Here is a 15,721-nt window from a genome sequence, read left to right as displayed (position 1 = left end):
CGACCACTTGGGTATGAGGTGAAGCTATGTTAAACCGTGAGCTCGAAGTCACCCTCAATCTTGCCTTCAAGGAGGCACGTTCGAAGCGTCATGAGTTCATGACGGTCGAGCACCTCCTGCTGGCTCTATTGGATAATGAGGCTGCAGCCACTGTTCTGCGTGCCTGCGGCGCAAACCTCGATAAACTCAAGCATGATCTGCAGGAGTTCATCGACTCCACCACTCCGCTGATCCCCGTCCACGACGAGGATCGCGAGACACAACCGACTCTCGGGTTTCAGCGCGTGCTGCAACGGGCAGTTTTCCACGTGCAGAGCTCCGGCAAGCGCGAAGTAACCGGCGCCAACGTGCTGGTTGCAATTTTCAGTGAGCAGGAAAGCCAGGCCGTGTTTCTGCTCAAGCAGCAGAGCGTGGCCCGGATTGATGTCGTCAACTATATCGCCCACGGTATCTCCAAGGTTCCGGGGCATGGCGAACACTCTTCTGAAGGTGAACAGGATATGCAGGACGACGAGGGCGGTGAAGCATCTTCCTCAGGCAATCCTCTGGATGCCTATGCCAGCAATCTGAACGAATTGGCGCGCCAGGGGCGCATCGATCCGCTGGTCGGTCGCGAAAGCGAAGTCGAGCGCGTAGCTCAGATTCTGGCTCGTCGTCGCAAGAACAACCCGTTGCTGGTTGGTGAGGCTGGGGTTGGTAAAACGGCTATTGCCGAAGGCCTGGCCAAGCGTATCGTGGACAATCAGGTCCCTGATTTGCTCGCCAGCAGCGTTGTCTACTCGCTTGATCTGGGTGCCCTGTTGGCCGGGACCAAATACCGCGGCGATTTCGAGAAGCGTTTCAAAGCGTTGCTCAATGAGCTGCGCAAGCGTCCTCAGGCGATTCTGTTCATTGACGAGATCCACACCATCATTGGTGCTGGTGCGGCATCAGGCGGGGTGATGGATGCCTCCAACCTGCTAAAACCGTTGCTGTCGTCTGGCGAGATCCGTTGCATCGGCTCTACGACCTTTCAGGAGTTTCGCGGGATTTTCGAAAAAGACCGCGCCTTGGCGCGTCGCTTCCAGAAAGTCGATGTGTCCGAGCCTTCGGTCGAAGACACTATCGGCATCCTTCGTGGCCTGAAAAGCCGTTTCGAGCAGCATCACAGCATCGAATACAGTGACGAAGCGCTACGTGCCGCCGCTGAGCTTGCGTCGCGCTACATCAATGATCGCCATATGCCCGACAAGGCTATCGATGTCATTGATGAAGCCGGTGCATACCAGCGTCTGCAGCCTGTCGAGCAGCGCGTCAAGCGTATCGATGTGCCTCAGGTCGAAGACATCGTCGCCAAGATCGCGCGTATTCCGCCAAAACATGTCAACAGTTCGGACAAGGAGCTGCTGCGTAACCTGGAGCGCGATCTGAAGCTCACCGTGTTTGGTCAGGATGCAGCCATCGACTCGTTGTCCACGGCGATCAAGCTTTCGCGTGCAGGCCTCAAGTCGCCTGACAAGCCGGTCGGTTCGTTCCTGTTCGCAGGCCCTACCGGTGTCGGCAAGACCGAAGCCGCTCGCCAGTTGGCCAAGGCGTTGGGTGTCGAGCTGATTCGTTTCGACATGTCCGAGTACATGGAACGGCACACCGTTTCCCGTCTGATCGGCGCGCCTCCGGGCTACGTCGGTTTCGATCAGGGCGGTCTGTTGACTGAAGCCATCACTCGTCAACCGCATTGCGTGCTGCTGCTCGATGAAATCGAAAAGGCTCATCCGGAAGTCTTCAACCTGCTTTTGCAGGTGATGGACCACGGTACGCTGACCGACAACAACGGGCGCAAGGCAGATTTCCGCAACGTGATCGTGATCATGACCACCAATGCCGGGGCCGAGTCCGCCGCGCGTGCTTCGATCGGTTTCACCCATCAGGACCACTCGTCTGATGCGATGGAAGTGATCAAGAAGAGCTTCACGCCGGAGTTCCGCAACCGTCTGGACACCATCATTCAGTTTGGCCGTCTCAGCCACGAAGTCATCAAGAGCGTGGTCGACAAGTTCCTTACCGAGCTTCAGGCCCAGCTGGAAGACAAGCGCGTACTGCTCGAAGTGTCCGAGGCGGCGAGAAGCTGGCTGGCGCAGGGTGGTTACGATGCGGCGATGGGTGCCAGACCGATGGCTCGCCTGATTCAGGACAAGATCAAGCGGCCGCTGGCCGAAGAGATCCTGTTCGGCGAATTGTCAGAACACGGCGGTGTGGTTCACATCGATATCAAGGATGGCGAGATTACCTTCGACTTCGAAACCACAGCAGAAATGGCCTGACGCCGAAGCCTCGCTCCGCATCGTGAATGGATGCGGGGCAGGCCGAGGTCCCTCGTTGTATGAAACAGGCAAACAAAAACGCCCGGCTTATGCCGGGCGTTTTCGTCAATGCCTGTTTAACGAGCGCGGTAGGTGATGCGCCCTTTGCTCAGGTCATAGGGCGTCAGTTCTACACGCACTTTGTCACCGGTCAGAATACGGATGTAATTCTTGCGCATCTTGCCGGAGATATGCGCGGTTACGACGTGCCCGTTTTCCAACTCCACGCGGAACATGGTGTTGGGCAGGGTGTCGACGACAGTGCCTTCCATTTCGAAGCTGTCTTCTTTCGACATGCAGTAAAGCCCTCGGTATACAAATGAGTGGCCCGGTGCAAGTGGCGCCAGGCAAAAGCGGCGTGCATTGTGCCCGAAAAAACCAGTTTAAGCCAAGGGGTTCAATACAGAGTGACCCATCTTTGATTGGTAAGTAGCTCAATGGGCCGATATTGGGTCTTGTAATTCATCTTTTTGCAGTTTTTGATCCAGTAACCCAGGTACACCGCCTGCAGTTGAAGTCTGGCGGCTTCGGCGATCTGCCATAAAATCGCGTAACGGCCCAGACTGCGGCGCTCTTCATCAGGTTCGTAGAACGTGTAGACCGCAGAAAGGCCGTTGGGCAAAAGGTCGGTGACCGCGACCGCCAGCAGGCGTTGATCGACGCGGAATTCGTAAAAACGCGAAAAGGGCAGGTCGCGAACCAGAAATGTCGAAAACTGTTCGCGGCTGGGTGGAAACATGTCGCCGTCAGCGTGCCGTTGTTCTATGTAGCGCTGATAAAGATCGAAATATTCCTCGGTGAAGGCCGGTCTGGCGCTTTGTACCTGAATATCGGCATTACGTTTCAATATGCGTTTTTGCTGCCTGTCGGGTGCGAAAAGGTTCACAGGAATGCGCGCGGGCACGCAAGCGCTGCAGTTCTGGCAGTGGGGGCGGTAAAGGTGATCGCCGCTACGGCGAAAGCCCATGTCCGACAGGTCGGCGTAGACCTGCACATCCATTGGCTGGCTGGGGTCCAGAAACAGGGTAGTCGCCTGCTCTTCAGGCAGGTAACTGCAGGTGTGCGGTTGAGTGGCATAAAACTTCAGCCTCGCCAGCTCTGTCATGGTCGTCGCCTAATGGTAAATCCCTACCCATGAGTGTATGCCAGCCTGTCAAACTCGCCTAGATGACCAGTCGGCACCGGTCGGTTGATCAAGGTGGCGAGACAGATAGTCGGCAAAAGTCTGCCGGGGAATCGAGCGTGCGCCGAAGCTGTGAAGGTGTTGGGTCGGCATCTGGCAATCGATCAATACAAAACCCCAGTCAGTCAGGTGCTGCACCAGTGTGGCGAATCCGACTTTGGAAGCGTTGTCTGCACGACTGAACATTGACTCTCCGAAGAACAACTGGCCCATTGCCAGGCCATACAGCCCGCCGACCAGCTCATCCTGATCCCAGACTTCGACGCTGTGCGCATGACCGCGTCGGTGCAGCTCGAGATAGGCATCCTGCATCGAGCCGGTAATCCAGGTTTCATTGGCATAACTGCGGGGCGCGGCGCAGGCCTTGATCACGCTCGCGAAATCTTGATCGAAGGTCACTCGATAGCGAGACTGGCGCAACATTTTGCCGAGGCTGCGCGAAACATGCAGCTCTTCGGGAAACAGCACGGTACGCGGATCGGGAGACCACCAGAGAATCGGCTGGCCGTCCTGAAACCATGGAAAGCAGCCGTGCCGGTAGGCATTGATCAGACGATCGGCCGACAGGTCTCCACCGGCGGCGAGCAAGCCGTTAGGCTCGCGGAGGGCTTTTTCCAGTGGCGGGAAATCTAGGCTGTTGCGGTTCAACCAGGTCAGCATGGCATCACAACTTTGCGGAAGGGGAGGGCGCACCGGCCAGTAAGTGCAACTCTGTGCGGCAGGCGTGGTCACAAGCGGTTGTCATTATGGCGCGTACCTGGCACATACGGTAGGGCAAGGGCGCGGCGATGATGGTGCAGCCCTTGAAGTTGTGGGCGGTTGATAGAAACACGTCATAAGCCTTTGTCACAAAACGGAATGCATGCTCAAATTGAACATCATCAGCGAACATGAAAGCATGTCCCGCATTGCGGAACTGTCTGAAGTCGGTCTGACGTGTTTTCGTACAGACCCAAGCGCCTGTAAAGCCGTACAATGCCTGCTTTGGGCGTTATCATTCAAACGTCTGTCGAACGGGCTTCCCGGTGTCTGCTATCCCTGTTCATGCGGGAGCATTCAGCGCCGTCCGACAGCCGTTTCTGGTCAATCAACGAGATGTTCGCGCTACAGCGCAGGAATTAAAGCGTTTTGAAGAAATCCACCCCAGCACCCAGCGCTGTTCCGCTTTGGCGGCAGCAATTGCACTACCGGCTCAAGGAAGGGGCCCTGATCGCCTTTGGCGCCCTGTGCCTGTACCTGATAATGGCATTGTTGACCTACGATCAGAGTGATCCCGGCTGGAGCCACACCAGCAGTAACGCCGCGCAGGTGCAGAACGCTGCGGGGCGTGCCGGTGCCTTCTGTGCCGACATCCTGTTCATGATCCTGGGCTATTTCGCCTATATCTTCCCGCTGCTGCTGGCAATCAAGGCCTGGCAGGTGTTTCGTCATCGTCACGAACCCTGGCAGTGGAGCGGCTGGCTCTTCTCCTGGCGTCTGATCGGGCTGGTATTCCTGATACTGGCGGGCGCGGCGCTGGCGCACATTCATTTTCACTTTTCGGCAGGTTTCCCGGGCTCTGCTGGCGGCGTGCTGGGCGAAGTGCTCGGCGATCTGGCCAAGAAAGCCCTGAATATCCAGGGCAGCACCTTGCTGTTCATCGCCCTGTTTCTATTCGGTCTGACAGTGTTTACCGACCTGTCGTGGTTCAAGGTCATGGACGTCACCGGCAAGATCACCCTTGACCTGTTCGAATTGTTCCAGGGGGCGGCGAACCGCTGGTGGACCGCCCGTGCCGAGCGCAAGCAGATGGTTGCGCAGTTGCGTGAGGTCGACATGCGCGTCAACGATGTGGTCGCGCCCGTTGCACCTGACCGTCGCGAGCAGGCCAAGGCCAAAGAGCGCCTGATGGAGCGCGAAGTATCGCTGAGCAAACACATGACCGAGCGCGAAAAACACGTGCCTGCGGTTATTGCGCCAGCCCCTTCAAAGCCTGCAGAACCGAGCAAGCGGGTCATGAAGGAAAAACAGGCCCCGCTGTTCGTTGACAGCGCAGTCGAAGGCACCTTGCCGCCCATCTCCATCCTTGATCCGGCAGAAAAGAAGCAGCTCAACTATTCGCCAGAGTCCTTGGCGGCGGTCGGTCATCTGCTGGAAATCAAGCTCAAGGAATTTGGTGTCGAGGTCTCGGTTGACTCCATCCATCCCGGTCCGGTCATTACCCGTTACGAGATTCAGCCTGCCGCTGGCGTCAAGGTCAGTCGCATTGCCAACCTCGCCAAGGACCTTGCCCGCTCACTGGCGGTTACCAGCGTGCGTGTGGTTGAGGTGATACCGGGCAAGACCACTGTCGGTATCGAGATCCCCAACGAAGACCGCCAGATCGTGCGCTTCTCCGAGGTGCTGTCGACCCCTGAATACGATAATGCCAAGTCGCCTGTCACCCTGGCGCTGGGCCACGACATCGGCGGCAAGCCGGTGATTACCGACCTGGCCAAGATGCCCCACTTGCTGGTGGCCGGTACGACCGGTTCCGGTAAGTCGGTTGGTGTGAACGCCATGATCCTGTCGATTCTGTTCAAGTCCGGCCCGGAAGACGCCAAGCTGATCATGATCGACCCGAAGATGCTTGAGCTGTCCATCTATGAAGGCATTCCGCACCTGTTGTGTCCGGTCGTCACCGACATGAAGGACGCTGCCAACGCCTTGCGCTGGAGCGTTGCCGAGATGGAACGCCGTTACAAGCTGATGGCGAAAATGGGTGTGCGTAACCTTTCGGGCTTCAACCAGAAGGTCAAGGATGCGCAGGACGCCGGGGAGCCACTTGCCGATCCGCTGTACAAGCGGGAAAGCATTCATGACGAAGCGCCGTTGCTGAGCAAGCTGCCGACCATCGTCGTGGTGGTGGACGAATTCGCCGACATGATGATGATCGTCGGCAAGAAGGTCGAAGAGCTGATCGCCCGTATTGCCCAGAAGGCTCGTGCGGCAGGTATCCACCTGATCCTCGCGACACAGCGTCCTTCGGTGGATGTGATTACCGGTCTGATCAAGGCCAACATCCCGACGCGCATGGCGTTTCAGGTGTCGAGCAAGATCGACTCCCGGACCATCATCGATCAGGGCGGTGCCGAACAACTGTTGGGCCACGGCGACATGCTGTACATGCCGCCGGGCACCAGCCTGCCGATTCGCGTACACGGCGCGTTTGTTTCCGACGAGGAAGTGCATCGCGTGGTAGAGGCCTGGAAACTGCGTGGTTCGCCTGACTACAACGACGATATTCTCGCCGGTGTGGAAGAGCCCGGCAGCGGCTTTGATGGCGGTGGCGGCGAAGGCAGTGAAGACAGCGAAAGCGACGCGCTTTACGATGAGGCGGTCAAGTTTGTACTCGAAAGCCGTCGTGCATCGATTTCCGCAGTGCAGCGCAAGCTGAAGATCGGCTACAACCGCGCAGCGCGCATGATCGAAGCAATGGAAATGGCTGGCGTCGTGACCTCCATGAATACCAACGGCTCGCGTGAAGTTCTGGCTCCAGGACCGGTGCGCGACTGATTTTTATCACCCCGAACTGCGGCGGCAGCGTGCCAGGCACGCTGCCGCATCATCATCGACTTCAAAGAGGAATCCCATGCGTCTTATCCGCATGCTGTTGGCCACCGCACTGACCTTCTCCGTGATGTCCGCCCATGCCGACAGCAAGGACGTGGCTCGCCTGACCCAGTTGCTGGAGAAATCCCAGACCCTGACCGCACGCTTCTCGCAATTGACGCTGGACGGTGGCGGCACGCAATTGCAAGAGACTACGGGCGAAATGACGTTGCAGCGTCCAGGCCTGTTCAACTGGCACACCGATGCGCCACAGGAGCAATTGATGGTTTCCGACGGCAAGAAAGTGTCGTTGTGGGACCCTGATCTGGAGCAGGTCACCATCAAGAAACTCGATCAGCGCCTGACCCAGACCCCAGCCTTGCTGCTGTCCGGTGACGTGTCGAAGATCAGCGAAAGCTTCGATATCACGGCGAAAGAGGCAGGTGGCGTGATCGACTTCGTGCTCAAGCCCAAGACCAAGGACACCCTGTTCGACAGCCTGCGTTTGTCGTTTCGTAACGGCATCATCAACGACATGCAACTGATCGACAGCGTGGGCCAGCGCACCAATATCCTGTTCACCGGCGTCAAGGCCAACGAGCCTGTTGCGGCCAGCAAGTTTCAGTTCCAGATTCCCAAGGGTGCTGATGTCATTCAAGAGTAAAAGGGTTAATTCCTGATCATGGATCTGTTCAGCCGCGAACCGATAGCTCAGCCCCTGGCTGCACGTTTGCGTGCTACCAATCTGGATGAATACGTCGGTCAGGAACACGTGCTTGCCCACGGCAAGCCTCTGCGTGAGGCGCTGGAGCAGGGCGCGCTGCATTCGATGATTTTCTGGGGGCCGCCCGGTGTGGGCAAGACCACCCTGGCGAGGCTGCTGGCCAAGGTTTCGGACGCGCATTTCGAGACTGTTTCCGCCGTTCTGGCGGGGGTCAAGGAAATCCGTCAGGCAGTGGAAGTCGCCAGGCAGCAGGCCGGGCAATATGGCAAACGCACGATTCTGTTCGTCGACGAAGTGCACCGCTTCAACAAGTCGCAACAGGATGCGTTCCTGCCTTATGTCGAAGATGGCACGCTGATTTTTATCGGCGCCACTACCGAAAATCCTTCGTTCGAACTCAATAATGCCTTGTTGTCCCGGGCCCGTGTCTATGTGCTCAAAAGCCTGGACGAGGCAGCGCTGCGCAAACTGGTCAATCGTGCCCTGACCGAAGAGCGCGGGCTGGGCAAGCGCCAACTGACCCTGAGCGATGAAGGTTTCACGATTCTCATGGCCGCCGCTGATGGCGATGGTCGGCGCATGCTCAATCTGCTCGAAAACGCCTCCGATCTTGCCGAAGACGGCAGCGAGATCGATGTCGAGCTGCTGCAGAGCCTGCTCGGTGACAGCCGACGCCGCTTCGACAAGGGCGGTGAGGCGTTCTATGACCAGATATCGGCCTTGCACAAGTCAATACGTGGGTCCGACCCCGACGCAGCCCTGTACTGGTTTGCCCGGATGATCGACGGCGGCTGCGATCCGCTGTATCTGGCGCGTCGCGTGGTGCGCATGGCCAGTGAAGATATCGGCAATGCAGATCCGCGCGCCTTGCCGCTGTGCATGTCGGCCTGGGACGTTCAGGAGCGTCTGGGCAGCCCCGAGGGCGAACTGGCGGTGGCACAGGCCATCGTCTATCTGGCCTGTGCGCCAAAAAGCAACGCGGTCTACATGGCCTTCAAGGCAGCAATGCGCGAAGCTGGCGAGCATGGCTCGCTGGAGGTGCCGCTGCACTTGCGCAATGCGCCGACCAAGCTGATGAAGCAGCTCGGTTATGGCGAAGAATACCGTTATGCCCATGACGAGCCTGAAGCCTATGCGGCTGGCGAAGACTACTTTCCGGACGAGCTGGAGCCACGGCAGTATTACCAGCCTGTACCTCGCGGTCTGGAACTCAAGATCGGTGAAAAGCTCAGGCATCTGAGCGCATTGGACGATGCCAGTCCCCGCCAACGGAGAAAGTGATGATTCAGACCATTCTTGCGGTGTCGATTGCCGGGATCGCTGGTACATTATTGCGCTTTGCGACTGGTACCTGGGTAAGCGCCAACTGGCCACGTTATTTTTACGCGGCGACGCTTGCGGTCAACATCGTAGGGTGCCTGATAATCGGCGTACTGTATGGCTTGTTTCTGCTGCGCCCGGAAGTGCCCATCGAAATTCGTGCCGGCTTGATTGTCGGCTTTGTAGGCGGTCTGACGACCTTTTCATCCTTTTCACTGGATACGCTGCGCCTGCTGGAAAGCGGGCAAGTACCGCTGGCCCTTGGTTATGCCGGTATCAGCGTGTTCGGCGGGCTGCTCGCAACCTGGGTTGGCCTGTCCCTGACCAGACTTTGATAGACGAGAGAACGATATGCTCGATTCCAAACTGTTACGTACTCAACTTCAGGACGTAGCGGATCGCCTGGCTTCCCGTGGCTTCACACTGGATGTGGCGCGCATTGAATCGCTGGAAGCCCAGCGCAAGGTGGTACAGACCCGCACCGAACAGCTGCAGGCCGAGCGCAATGCACGTTCCAAATCCATCGGTCAGGCCAAGCAGCGCGGCGAAGACATTGCGCCGTTGATGGCTGACGTCGAGCGCATGGGCAACGAGCTGAGCGAAGGCAAGGTCGAGCTGGACGGCATTCAGGCCGAGCTGGATGCGCTGGTGCTGAGCATTCCGAACCTGCCTCACGAATCGGTGCCGGTCGGTGCTGACGAAGAAGGCAACGTCGAAGTGCGTCGCTGGGGTACGCCGACTGCCTTCGATTTCGAGGTCAAGGATCACGTCGCTCTGGGCGAGAAGTTCGGCTGGCTGGATTTCGAGACCGCTGCCAAGCTGTCCGGTGCGCGTTTTGCGTTGCTGCGTGGCCCAATCGCGCGCCTGCACCGTGCGCTGGCGCAGTTCATGATCAATCTGCATATCAACGAACACGGTTACGAAGAGACCTACACGCCTTACCTGGTGCAGGCACCTGCGTTGCAGGGTACGGGCCAGTTGCCCAAGTTCGAGGAAGACCTGTTCAAGATCACCCGCGAAGGCGAAGCTGATCTGTACCTGATTCCGACCGCGGAAGTATCGTTGACCAACATCGTGTCGGGTGAAATTCTTGATGCCAAACAGCTGCCTCTCAAGTTTGTTGCCCATACCCCTTGCTTCCGTAGCGAAGCGGGTGCGTCGGGTCGTGACACGCGTGGCATGATCCGCCAGCACCAGTTCGACAAGGTCGAGATGGTTCAGATCGTTGCGCCTGAAGACTCCATGGCTGCGCTTGAATCGCTGACCGGCAATGCCGAGCGCGTTCTGCAATTGCTGGAACTGCCATACCGTACGCTGGCGCTGTGCACCGGCGACATGGGCTTCAGTGCCGTGAAAACCTACGACCTGGAAGTGTGGATTCCGAGCCAGGACAAGTATCGCGAAATCTCTTCGTGCTCCAACTGCGGTGATTTCCAGGCGCGCCGCATGCAGGCCCGCTGGCGCAATCCGGAAACCGGCAAGCCGGAACTGGTCCACACCCTAAACGGGTCGGGGCTGGCGGTGGGTCGTACATTGGTGGCGGTGCTGGAAAACTACCAGCAGGCGGACGGGTCGATTCGCGTGCCTGAGGTGCTCAAGCCTTACATGGGCGGCCTTGAGGTCATCGGTTAAATGGAATTTCTGCCGCTGTTCCATAACCTGCGTGGCAGCCGGGTGCTGGTGGTCGGCGGTGGTGAAATTGCCTTGCGCAAATCACGCCTGATTGCCGACGCTGGCGCAGTGCTGCGCGTGGTTGCGCCAGAAATCGAGGCCCAGCTGAGTGAGCTGGTCGTCCAGAGCGGCGGTGAGATGATCCTGCGCGGCTACAGCGAAAGCGATCTTGATGGTTGTGTGCTGATTATTGCCGCGACGGATGACGAGCCGCTCAACGCCCAGGTTTCCCATGACGCCCGGCTGCGCTGCGTTCCGGTCAATGTGGTGGACGCCCCGGCGTTGTGTACGGTTATCTTTCCGGCCATTGTCGACCGCTCGCCATTGGTGATCGCTGTGTCCAGTGGCGGCGATGCGCCGGTGCTGGCACGTTTGATCCGTGCCAAGCTGGAAACCTGGATTCCCTCCACCTACGGGCAGCTCGCCGGGCTGGCTGCGCGCTTTCGCAATCAGGTCAAAGGGCTGTTTCCGAATGTGCAGCAACGCCGAGCGTTCTGGGAAGATGTTTTTCAGGGTGCCATTGCCGACCGCCAACTGGCCGGGCAGGGTGCCGAGGCCGAGCGTCTGCTGATCGCCAAGATCGCTGGCGAGCCACCGCCGGAGACCGGCGAGGTGTATCTGGTCGGTGCTGGCCCCGGTGATCCTGACTTGCTGACTTTCCGGGCCTTGCGCCTGATGCAGCAAGCGGATGTGGTGCTGTATGACCGCCTTGTCGCGCCGACTATTCTTGACCTGTGCCGTCGCGATGCCGAGCGTGTCTATGTCGGAAAGCGTCGTGCGGAGCATGCTGTTCCGCAGGAACAGATCAACCAGCAACTGGTTGCACTGGCCAAGCAAGGCAAGCGAGTGGTGCGCCTCAAGGGCGGCGATCCGTTTATCTTCGGCCGTGGCGGCGAGGAAATCGAAGAGCTGGCTACGCATGGCATTCCGTTTCAGGTGGTTCCGGGTATTACCGCCGCCAGTGGTTGTGCGGCGTATGCCGGTATACCGCTGACGCACCGTGATCACGCACAGTCTGTGCGTTTCATTACCGGTCACTTGAAAAACGGCACCACAGACCTGCCCTGGTCCGATCTGGTTGCGCCTGCTCAGACGCTGGTGTTTTACATGGGGCTGATCGGTTTGCCGGTCATCTGTGAAGAACTGATCAGGCATGGTCGCTCTGCCGACACGCCTGCTGCGCTGGTTCAGCAGGGCACGACGGTCAATCAGCGTGTGTTCACCGGGACTCTGGCCAATCTGCCGCAACTGGTCGCCGAGCATGAGGTGCATGCACCGACGCTGGTAATCATCGGCGAAGTGGTCAAGTTGCGTGAAAAACTGGCATGGTTCGAAGGGGCACAGGCGACGGTCTGAAGCCGATATTGGATAGCCCGTTCGGGCTATCCATCCTTTTTCGCCAATCTGTCAATTGCTCCAGACACCCTCACCGGACAGCCGATCCCGGTCGTGACCTGCCTGCAGATCAAGCGTTGGACCCTTCGGTATGATGCCGGTCGGGTTGATGGTGCGATGGCTCGCGTAGTAGTGGCCCTTGATGTGCTCGAAGTTCACGGTCTCCGCGATACCTGGCCATTGGTACAGCTCACGTAGCCAGTTGCTGAGGTTCGGGTAATCCGCGATGCGCCGCAGGTTGCACTTGAAGTGGCTGTAATACACCGCATCGAAGCGCACGATGGTGGTGAACAGGCGTATGTCGGCTTCGGTCAGGTGTTTTCCCGTCAGGTAGCGCTTTTCGCCCAGCAGGTTTTCCAGCACGTCCAGTTCGGCGAACACATCATTGAACGCCTCTTCGTACGCCCCCTGTGAGGTGGCGAACCCGGCCCTGTAGACACCGTTGTTGACGTTCGGATAAATCTGCTCGTTGAGCTCGTCGATGCTCGCCCGCAAGGCTTGCGGATAAAAGTCCAGCGTGTTGCCGGTCAGTTCGTCGAATGCGCCATTGAACATACGGATGATTTCCGCAGACTCGTTGCTGACGATGCATTGCTGCTGTTTGTCCCACAGCACCGGAACCGTCACGCGGCCGGTATAACGAGGGTCATCGGCGGTATAGCGTTGGTGAAAGAACTGGAAGTCATCCAGCGCATCGCCGCTGGAGCCTTTCTGCTTATCGAAAGTCCAGCCATTTTCCAGCATCAGCCAACTGACCACGGAAACGCCGATCAGGTTTTCCAGTCCCTTGAGCTTGCGTACGATCAGTGTGCGGTGTGCCCACGGGCATGCCAGTGAGACATACAAGTGGTAGCGGCCGGCCTGTGCAGCAAAACCGCCCTCACCAGATGGCCCCGCTTGTCCGTCGGCTGTGACCCAGTTGCGTCGTTGCGCATTTTCGCGCTGAAAGGCGCCATCTTTGCTGCTTTCGTACCACTGGTCTTGCCAGTGTCCCTCGACCAGAAGGCCCATGTCTGACTCCCATTTCCAGGTTATAGAGCTTGGAGGTCAGCCAGGGCGCATCGGTTCGACCTAAAACGCGCAAGATTATGGGGGCTGGTGATCGTCACAGCCGATAGGTCAAAGGCTCTTGTCGCGGCGATCCCAGAACACTCGGGCTTGCTCGAACGCTTCGTCGCGAGCGACACCCAGGCCGCGCAGGGCAAGCGCGATGGTCGATATCAACGCCAGTTGCGGGTAGCTGTCTTCGATTTCCCCGCGCCACAAGGCCAACAATTGCTGCGGGTCGAGTGTCGCCGGTTTTACATGACGGCGTGGCGAAAGCGCTGGCCACTCCTCGTCCCAGGGCTGACCGCCAGTGGTGCCGTACAAATGGCTGACGGTGTCCGGGTTGATCTCGATTTCGCCGCCATCTCCCTTGACCACAATGGCGTTGTCGCCCAGCAGGCTGCTGGCGTCGCGATGCACGCTCTGATAGCCCGGATGAAAGATGCTTTGCAGGCCGCAACGGGCCTGAAGCGGGTTGAGAATGCGTGCCAGAGAATGAATGGGGGAGCGCAGGCCCAGCGTGTTGCGCAGATCAATCATGCGTTGTAGCTGTGGTGCCCAGTCCCCTAGCGGAATGAACGCTATATTGCCTTGCTCAAGCGAGGTTTCGACTGCTGACCAGTTGCGGCACAGGGGAATATTCAGCAGGTCGAGCAATTGTTCGGTGTACAGGCGTCCCGCAGTATGGGCACCGCCGCCGTGCAGAAGGATCTTCACGCCGTTTTGCGCCAGACACTTGGCCGTCAGCAAGTACCACGGCAGATGACGCTTTTTCCCTGCGTAGGTCGGCCAGTCGATATCGACCTGAATCGCCGGCGCATTCAGGCGTTCGCGCACCGCTTCGGTAAACCCCGCCAGTTCCTCAGGGCTTTCTTCCTTATGGCGCAGCAGCATCAGAAAAGCCCCGAGCTGGGTGTCCTCGACTTTTTCATCGAGCAACATGCCCATGGCCTCTCGCGCTTCTTCGCGCGTCAGGTTGCGCGCACCGCGTTTGCCTTTGCCCAGAATGCGCACAAATGTCGCAAAGGGATGTTCTTCAGGTGTTTCGGTAACAAGCGCGGCGTAATCGTTCATATGCAATTGGTCGGTTTAGGCAGGCCCGCCAGCTTGGCGGCGAGTTTGGCGGGAGTGCCGTTGAACAGGCGGTTGAGGTGCATGCTGTTGCCTTTTTCCGTACCCAGCTTCAGTGCGGTGTATTTGATCAGCGGCCGAGTAGCCGGCGAAAGCTGAAACTCGGCGTAGAAATCCCGCAGCAACTGGAGGATTTCAATGTGCTCGGCACTCAGGGCGATACCTTCCTCAGCGGACAGGGCGTGGGCGACGTCAAGCGACCAGTCGTTGAGGTCCTGCAGAAAACCATCCTTGTCCAGTTCGATGCTGTGCCCGTCAATCGTTAACTGTTTCATAGCCAGGTATTGACCTTGTCGAAGCGTAAGGACAGTTCCACGAAGGCAGGGTAGTCGATGCTGTTTACTCCGGCGGGCAGTGGCAGATTGCGTGCCTTGATGTCTTCATCAAGCACAAACAACTGCAATGAATCGACCAGGGGCTGCAGGGATTCCAATGGTGCGCATGACGGCGTCAGTGCATAAGTAGCGTCGCCACAGAGCAATACACCGTCGTCACGGCCCAGCAGGCGCAGGCAGCTGTCCAGTCGGGTGTCGGCAAAAGGCGAATGGGAGAGAACGTGCAAAGTAGCCATCAGATCGTAATCACCTCGTCGTAGCGGTCAAAGAGTGCCGACAATTCGGAGCGTGTGTACAACTGACTGATTTCTTCGCTCAATGCGCTGGCAGGGATGCCGCGCTCGGTCAGGCTTTGTACGCAGGCATAAAGGTCTTCAACGCCGAACATCGACAGGGCCTTGAGGTTTGCGGTCAGGTCTTTCTGTTGCAGGGCACCGGGCAGTTGCTGCGGCGACAACTGGAAAACCCCGTCATCCAGAAACAGCAGGCCGACCGACAGATCGAATGCACCACCCGCCAGCACGATGTCCAGCGCTTCACGGGCACCGGGACCGGACCACGGCGACTGGCGGCTGACTACCAATAATGATCTGGGCATGTCACGGCCCTCCAAAGCAGATCAAACGATCAGCCGATTGCACGGCATCGTGCAACTGCCCCAGCCCGGACAATTCCCAAGGCTCCCGCAGATTCGCCGCTGGCCGCTGATAACGCTCGGCCTCTTGGGCATCAAGCACGCCACGACGCAGCGCGGCGGCGATGCATACCACGCCATCCAGGTGGTGTTCGGCGATGAAGTCACGCCATTGCAGGGCAATATCCTGCTCATCCTGAGGCGTCACGACATTGGCCGACGCGCTGTGTACGCCGTCCTGATAAAAAAACAACCGGACGATCTCATGTCCGCCTGCGAGTACGGCTTTGGCGAACAGCAAGGCTCTTCGCGAGGAGGGCGCATGGGCGGCGGAAAAAAGTGAGATGGCGAATTTCATGATCGGCTCTGCCA

At 58.4% G+C, this 15,721-nt stretch carries 17 protein-coding genes; 7 read left to right on the top strand and 10 right to left on the bottom strand.

What is annotated here, in order from left to right; translation table 11 throughout:
* Positions 1–26 precede the first annotated feature (26 nt).
* Complete coding sequence (gene clpA, locus KP808_RS15325) at positions 27–2,300, top strand: ATP-dependent Clp protease ATP-binding subunit ClpA (protein ID WP_004665689.1); 2,274 nt, start codon at positions 27–29, stop codon at positions 2,298–2,300.
* Positions 2,301–2,416: 116 nt separating this feature from the next.
* Here the strand turns inward: clpA and infA are convergent, their stop codons facing one another.
* The 4 genes from infA to KP808_RS15305 all read right to left on the bottom strand — a co-directional run bounded on the left by infA (position 2,417) and on the right by KP808_RS15305 (position 4,414).
* Positions 2,417–2,635: a translation initiation factor IF-1 gene (gene infA / locus KP808_RS15320; protein ID WP_002553999.1), complete on the bottom strand. Its 219-nt coding sequence runs from the start codon at positions 2,633–2,635 to the stop codon at positions 2,417–2,419.
* A gap of 101 nt (positions 2,636–2,736) precedes the next feature.
* Positions 2,737–3,444, bottom strand: coding sequence for an arginyltransferase (locus KP808_RS15315; protein ID WP_058400396.1), 708 nt, complete (start codon positions 3,442–3,444; stop codon positions 2,737–2,739).
* A 48-nt stretch (positions 3,445–3,492) separates the two neighbouring features.
* Positions 3,493–4,182, bottom strand: coding sequence for a leucyl/phenylalanyl-tRNA--protein transferase (gene aat, locus KP808_RS15310; protein ID WP_058400397.1), 690 nt, complete (start codon positions 4,180–4,182; stop codon positions 3,493–3,495).
* Between the two features lie 4 nt (positions 4,183–4,186).
* Positions 4,187–4,414, bottom strand: coding sequence for a hypothetical protein (locus KP808_RS15305; RefSeq protein ID WP_058400398.1), 228 nt, complete (start codon positions 4,412–4,414; stop codon positions 4,187–4,189).
* A gap of 236 nt (positions 4,415–4,650) precedes the next feature.
* On the opposite strand from KP808_RS15305, the gene ftsK reads away from it, so the two are divergent.
* The 6 genes from ftsK to cysG all read left to right on the top strand — a co-directional run bounded on the left by ftsK (position 4,651) and on the right by cysG (position 12,163).
* Positions 4,651–7,056: a DNA translocase FtsK gene (gene ftsK, locus KP808_RS15300; RefSeq protein ID WP_002553996.1), complete on the top strand. Its 2,406-nt coding sequence runs from the start codon at positions 4,651–4,653 to the stop codon at positions 7,054–7,056.
* Between the two features lie 76 nt (positions 7,057–7,132).
* Positions 7,133–7,756, top strand: coding sequence for an outer membrane lipoprotein chaperone LolA (gene lolA / locus KP808_RS15295; RefSeq protein ID WP_002553995.1), 624 nt, complete (start codon positions 7,133–7,135; stop codon positions 7,754–7,756).
* An 18-nt stretch (positions 7,757–7,774) separates the two neighbouring features.
* Positions 7,775–9,097 carry a replication-associated recombination protein A gene (locus tag KP808_RS15290; protein WP_058400399.1) on the top strand — a complete coding sequence of 441 codons (1,323 nt, stop codon included), beginning with the start codon at positions 7,775–7,777 and terminating at the stop codon, positions 9,095–9,097.
* On the top strand, positions 9,097–9,471 hold the full coding sequence (gene crcB, locus KP808_RS15285; RefSeq protein WP_003405077.1) for a fluoride efflux transporter CrcB: 375 nt from the start codon (positions 9,097–9,099) through the stop codon (positions 9,469–9,471). The genes KP808_RS15290 and crcB overlap by 1 nt, the downstream gene beginning before the upstream one ends.
* A 16-nt stretch (positions 9,472–9,487) precedes the next feature.
* Entirely contained in the window at positions 9,488–10,768 is a 1,281-nt protein-coding gene (serS, locus tag KP808_RS15280; protein WP_002553992.1) for a serine--tRNA ligase, read from the top strand.
* Positions 10,769–12,163: a siroheme synthase CysG gene (cysG, locus tag KP808_RS15275; RefSeq protein ID WP_230016439.1), complete on the top strand. Its 1,395-nt coding sequence runs from the start codon at positions 10,769–10,771 to the stop codon at positions 12,161–12,163. It begins immediately after the preceding gene.
* 51 nt (positions 12,164–12,214) lie between these two features.
* Here cysG and KP808_RS15270 read toward each other — a convergent pair whose 3' ends face one another.
* The 6 genes from KP808_RS15270 to tusD all read right to left on the bottom strand — a co-directional run bounded on the left by KP808_RS15270 (position 12,215) and on the right by tusD (position 15,707).
* Positions 12,215–13,213, bottom strand: a complete 999-nt coding sequence (locus KP808_RS15270; RefSeq protein ID WP_230016438.1) for a glutathione S-transferase family protein — start codon at positions 13,211–13,213, stop codon at positions 12,215–12,217.
* A gap of 108 nt (positions 13,214–13,321) precedes the next feature.
* A complete protein-coding gene (locus tag KP808_RS15265) occupies positions 13,322–14,323 on the bottom strand; it encodes a glycosyl transferase family protein (RefSeq protein WP_058407802.1) in 1,002 nt (333 codons plus the stop codon).
* Positions 14,320–14,655, bottom strand: coding sequence for a TusE/DsrC/DsvC family sulfur relay protein (locus KP808_RS15260; protein ID WP_054072424.1), 336 nt, complete (start codon positions 14,653–14,655; stop codon positions 14,320–14,322). The genes KP808_RS15265 and KP808_RS15260 overlap by 4 nt, the downstream gene beginning before the upstream one ends.
* Entirely contained in the window at positions 14,652–14,951 is a 300-nt protein-coding gene (gene tusB, locus KP808_RS15255) for a sulfurtransferase complex subunit TusB (RefSeq protein WP_230016437.1), read from the bottom strand. The genes KP808_RS15260 and tusB overlap by 4 nt, the downstream gene beginning before the upstream one ends.
* A complete protein-coding gene (gene tusC / locus KP808_RS15250; protein WP_230016436.1) occupies positions 14,951–15,313 on the bottom strand; it encodes a sulfurtransferase complex subunit TusC in 363 nt (120 codons plus the stop codon). Before tusC ends, tusB begins: the two co-directional genes overlap by 1 nt.
* Before the next feature lies 1 nt (position 15,314).
* A complete protein-coding gene (gene tusD / locus KP808_RS15245; RefSeq protein ID WP_230016435.1) occupies positions 15,315–15,707 on the bottom strand; it encodes a sulfurtransferase complex subunit TusD in 393 nt (130 codons plus the stop codon).
* Positions 15,708–15,721: the final 14 nt, after the last annotated feature.

The sequence above is a fragment of the Pseudomonas savastanoi genome, from assembly GCF_020917325.1.
In the GTDB taxonomy this organism is placed as follows: Bacteria; Pseudomonadota; Gammaproteobacteria; order Pseudomonadales; family Pseudomonadaceae; genus Aquipseudomonas; species Aquipseudomonas amygdali.
The sequence above is the reverse complement of the archived record's forward strand: the minus strand, read 5'-3'. Positions and strand labels throughout refer to the sequence as shown.